Source organism: Chamaesiphon sp. VAR_48_metabat_403 (assembly GCF_031422475.1).
Classification (GTDB): Bacteria; Cyanobacteriota; Cyanobacteriia; order Cyanobacteriales; family Chamaesiphonaceae; genus Chamaesiphon.
In genome coordinates this window covers 1-5,442 of sequence record NZ_JANPLS010000366.1, presented here as the reverse complement: position 1 = coordinate 5,442, position 5,442 = coordinate 1, and the positions used below count along the sequence as shown (strand labels likewise).

The window sequence follows — 5,442 nt, the reverse complement described above, 5'->3', positions numbered from 1 at the left end:
CCAGCCCCTACGTCTGGCTTGCACAATGCGCCATCCATTTATCTTGTCGGGTCTGTAGGGGTGGGTTCATGCCAGTAATTGTCGATGTTACTGTTCGATCTCAAACAAAACCCACCCTCCCCCACTAGGATCTAAAAAGATTTCAAATGAGTTCTATAAATTAATGTTGCATCTTTGCAACGATCGGTTATCTTTTGCTAAATAAAAGCACACTTTAGCAGTAATATTAAGGTTAATAATTGGGCATTTCTACCGCAGTCCGATCGAGGAACTAAAGCGTGTTGAAGCAGGTATTTTTCATGTCTAATTCTTACTACTCAAGATTAAAGATCGCAACAAGTTGGACGATTGGCTTGCTAGTAGGGGGAATCTAAAATTCCCTCGTTACCAAATTTATTAAATCCTGCCACCCCGAATCCTGTCGATAACACGACACCCGATTTACCAGGGACGATTCGAGTCAAACAATTTAGAATTGTTGGCAGTACTGTATTCAAACCAGCAGACTTCGATCGACTGATGAAAGATTATCTCAACCGCGATCTTTCGCTTGCCGATTTATTCGAGATTAGATCGAAGATTACCGAACTTTACTTATCTAAAGGCTACATTACTTCCGGCGCAATCGTGCCACCCCAGCGGATTGGCAAAACAGCAGGCATAGTCGAAATTCAAGTCATTGAAGGGCGCGTCGAGGAGATTCAAGTACGTGGTAACAATCGCTTGAGTCAAGATTATATTCGCAATCGGATTGCTCTATATACTGGTACGCCGCTCGATCGACAACGCCTATTGTCAGGATTACAACTGCTCCGACTCAATCCTTTAATTAATAACGTCCGGGCGGAATTAGCAGCGGTAATTCAACCTGGCTCTAGTATTCTCACTGTCGAAGTCGGCGAAGCTCCCATTTGGCATTCGCAGATTAGTCTCGATAATTATCGATCGCCCGGTGCGGGTACCGATCGCCGACAGGTACGAGTTAGGAATAGTAATTTATTAGGTTTTGGCGATAATGCCAACCTGACTTATAGTAATACCGATGGCAGTAATAGCATCGATCTAAATTACGAAATTCCGCTCGATCCGCAAAATACTCGCTTGAGCATCAGTTATGGAACATCGGCAAGTAATATCGTCGAGCAACCATTTAATATCCTCGATATTCAATCGCGATCGAGTTATTACGAACTGAGTTTACAACATCCCATTATTCAAACCCCCACTCAAGAATTTACAGTCGGTTTAATCGCAAGTCATCGCCAAAGTCAAGCCCAATTTCAGGGTAATATTCCCTTTCCCGCAGCGGGAGTCGATTTGAATGGGAGCACTCGATTGAGTGCGCTGCGATTGGTGCAGAGTTATACCCAACGCAGCAAGAGCGAAGTCTTAGCAGCTCGATCGCAGTTTAGCATCGGCGTGGATGCCTTTGGATCGACCATCAATAATCAAGCTCCCGATAGTCGGTTTCTAGCTTGGCGCGGACAGGGGCAATATGTCAAGTTGCTCGCCCCCGATGCGATTTTATTAGTGCGGGGCGATTTACAAGTAGCAAATCGATCGATCTTACCCTTCGAGCAATTTGGGTTAGGGGGCGTAGATAGCGTGCGCGGGTATCGACAAGACGCACTGCTGGCGGATAATGGCTTGTTTGCATCGACAGAAGTCCGATTGCCGATCGCCAGGTTTGCTAAAGATAATATCCTGCTGGTGACACCCTTTATCGATTTTGGCACGGTGTGGAATAACTCCAGCGACAACCTGCCCCGCAAAACGCTGTTATCGACAGGATTGGGCTTGCGCTACCAACTTAGCGATCTGTTAACCGCGAAGGTTGAATGGGGAATTCCATTAATCTCACTTGAAGGGAGTAAACGCACATGGCAAGAAAATGGCATCTATTTTTCCGTCGTCTACAATCCCTTCTAAGTGGCGGTGCTGAATCGGGGGAAAGGGGAGATCTGTTTGTACCCGAACGGGAAGATATTGGCTTCGCTTCAGCACCGCCCGCGACTGAAGTGCGGGCTAACTATAAAAGTCCCCTGAAGTGGACTGATAAATTCTTTAGTCCACTTCAGTGGACTTTCCTAGTTAGCCTGGGGATTCATCCCCAGGTGGTGCCCAAACGAAGCTTATCCCGAACTGGTGTTGCCTTAGCATCTCATTCCGAGCGGCTACACCAACGGCAAAGCCTTCTAGGTAAGAGATCCTTGGCATTTTGCTGTAGCATCCTCATGCTGTTATTTTGCGTGACGATTCAACCTGCACTATTTATCGGCGCACGGGTGAATGCCGCGAGTTCCGCGCTTGTAGCTGCGGATAATTTAGACGAACCCCTGGCGCAAAGTCAACAACTGTATCGAGCTGGAGATTATCCCGCCGCCATCAAACTGCTGGAAAAATCGATCGAGATCTACCGCAGTCGCGGCGATAACCTCAAACAAGCAATCGGTTTGAGTAATTTAGCCCTAGCGCATCAAGAATTGGGACAATGGGATGCTGCTAATCGATCGATCGCGGCTAGTCTCAACTTATTACAAAATCTGACAACTCCAGCTAAAGCTGCGATCCTCGCTCAAACATTAGACATCCAGGGACAGCTTCAACTCGCTCAGGGACAGACGGAAGCAGCTTTAGGTACCTGGGAGCAAACCGAGAAATTGTCTGCGCGGATGGGCGATGATGCAGGCGTGGTGCGAGCTAGGATCGATCGCGCTCAAGCATTGCGGGTGCTGGGTTTCTATCGGCGATCGCAAACTCTCCTCGAAGAGTTACAAACTACTTTAGCAACTAAGCCCGATACTGCAATTAAAATTGTTGCCCTGCGATCTTTAGGTACCGCGCTAGCACAATCGGGAGATTTAGATAAAGCAACGATCGTTTTAGATCGGGCTTTGAAGCTCGCTCGCATCCTCAAATTAGATCGCGAAATCGGCGCGACTCAATTAGTACTCGGTAATGTATCACAAACTAAAAAACACCGATCGCAGGCGATCGCCTATTATATCCAAGCGGCTAAATCTCCAACTAAATTAATCTCAATTCAAGCCCAATTAAATCTATTAAGCTTACAGATCGGATATCGCCAAACCGATACAGCTAATCGATTAATTATCCCAATTCAACAACAATTATCAACCTTACCGTCAAATCGAATTAAATTAACCGCTCAGATTAATTTTGCGGAAAGTTTATCTCGACTCAACCAGCCAGAAACTGCGGCAAAAGTCTTAGCCGATGTCATTCAACAGGCACAAAAATTAACCGATCGCCGGACTCAATCGTTAGCTTTGGGCAGTCTCGGCGAACTTTACAAACAACAGCGACAATGGCAAGATGCCGAAGATGCGACAAGTAGAGCCTTAACGATTGTTGCTAATGCAAATGCTGACGATTTAGCCTATCGCTGGTACGCTCAACTCGGCTATATACTAGCACAGCAGGGCAAAGACAAACCAGCGATCGAGTCTTATACAATGGCGATCGATACCCTCAAATCGTTACGAAAAGATTTAGTAAATATCAATCGCGATGTACAATTTACCTTTAAAGAAAGTGTCGAACCTACCTATCGAGAATTAGTGAGTTTATTACTCAAACCCGAAAATCAACAAGCTAACGGTCAAAATTTAGAGCGATCGCGAAACTTAATCGAAGCCTTACAAGTTGCCGAACTCGATAATTTCTTTCGCGAAGCTTGCCTGAATAATGAAAACGTAATTATCGATAATGGCAAAATCAACACCTTAGTATTCGTTATCGATGGGGCATTTCGGAATATCCCGATGTCGATTTTATATGATGGCAAACAATACTTAATCGAGAAAAATTATGCGATCGCGACTAATTTAGGATTACGATTGCAGTCACCAAAACCGATTTCTCGATCGCCATTACATATTTTAGCAGCAGGATTGGCAAAACCCTCGCCACAATTTGCCAGTAGCTTCAGTGAATTACCAGAAGTGCCCGCGCAGTTAAAAGCGATTCGAGACACAGGTATCGATCTCACTGAATTAAAAGATCGTAACTTTACAATTCAAGCCTTTGGTAAAGAAGTCAAAAATACCCCCTATAATGTAATTCACATGGCAACTCACGGACAATTTAGTTCTAATATCGAACAGACATTTTTATTAGCTAATGATGATAAACTGAATATATTAGAATTCAATCGACTATTACGCGATCGCGCTCAAATTCAAAAAACTCCGATCGAACTTTTGGTGATGAGTGCTTGTGAAACAGCGGTAGGCGATAACCGCGCGACGCTGGGATTAGCAGGCGTAGCCGTAAAAGCTGGGGCGCAAAGTACGCTAGCCTCATTATGGAAGGTTAAAGATTCATCTACCGCAGTATTAATGGGCGAATTTTATCGAGAGTTAAAAACGGGTAAAGTCTCCAAAGCCGAAGCCTTACGACTCGCCCAACTCAAATTAATGAAGGAGTATAGTAATTTTTCAGCTCCTTTATATTGGGCACCATTTATCTTAGTTGGAAATTGGCTCTAAACGGATAGATCCAGAGAATCAAAGGTATCTTTGGATCTTTCCTTTACCCTCAATGTCACAATAGCCCCATAACTGTCTTTACTTGAGTTAGAAACTCTTCCTCAATCTTGACAACTCCATCCGTTGCGATTAGCTGTTCGAGTTCGTGGACAGCTTTTTGTTTGAACTCATCACTTCCCAATCGCCGATCGATATCTTGAATTAACTCTTTTATTTTTAGGGAATCATTATTTATCGATCTAACTTTTGCGATAGTTCCTTGCAAGTATAGATCGAATGAAATTCCAGATTTCCACTGCAACTGAATAAATTCATCATTAAGAAAATCCTGTTCTGCCAGTGAAACTAGCGGATCTGAGTACATTCCTAAAATACACAAATCCACAAGTGCCTCTCTTTGAGCCTGATTCGTTTCACTAGAGTTTACTTTAAACAACTTTTGAAAAAAGTTTTGCATGGTTTCCTTTTAATAATTTAATAATCGTTTCAGACTCGATCCTAACTTATTGTATCGTACAGATGTTATGGCTATGGATGTTACTGCATTTTGCTACCCCTCGACAGGGAACACCAGATGACAAAATACCCTATCTTCTCCGATAGGCTAGACTTCCATCCGTACCGACTAAAGTATTTGCGGCGCATCGAACGGGAGGAAACCTCCCGTTTGTGTGCGACAAGACAATGCAATCTAATGTCGATGTTACTGTTCGATCTTCAACAAAACCCACCCTCCACCACCAGGATCTAATAAGATCTCAACTGGGTTCTAATAGATGTCGATCGGTACTGGCTCAAATTGCGACGGCTGAGTATTCAGACGAACACGCCTAAAAAATTTGAGACCGATCGATTGGAGTGTAGCTGCTGCGCCAATTATGGGCTAGAGCGATCGAGCTGCAACCTCAGTACGGACGAGTGAATGTTCGAT

General features: G+C 44.2%; 3 protein-coding genes. 2 read left to right on the top strand and 1 reads right to left on the bottom strand.

Annotation, left to right across the window (positions count from 1 at the left end):
* Window positions 1-375 precede the first annotated feature (375 nt).
* Window positions 376-1,929 (top strand): ShlB/FhaC/HecB family hemolysin secretion/activation protein, encoded by a 1,554-nt coding sequence (locus RMO79_RS17695; protein WP_310484564.1) that lies wholly within the window; start codon window positions 376-378, stop codon window positions 1,927-1,929.
* Window positions 1,881-4,511, top strand: coding sequence for a CHAT domain-containing protein (locus tag RMO79_RS17690; protein WP_310484563.1), 2,631 nt, complete (start codon window positions 1,881-1,883; stop codon window positions 4,509-4,511). Before RMO79_RS17695 ends, RMO79_RS17690 begins: the two co-directional genes overlap by 49 nt.
* Before the next feature lie 55 nt (window positions 4,512-4,566).
* On the opposite strand, the gene RMO79_RS17685 is transcribed toward RMO79_RS17690, so the two are convergent.
* On the bottom strand, window positions 4,567-4,968 hold the full coding sequence (locus tag RMO79_RS17685; RefSeq protein ID WP_310484562.1) for a hypothetical protein: 402 nt from the start codon (window positions 4,966-4,968) through the stop codon (window positions 4,567-4,569).
* Between the last annotated feature and the right edge of the window lie 474 nt (window positions 4,969-5,442).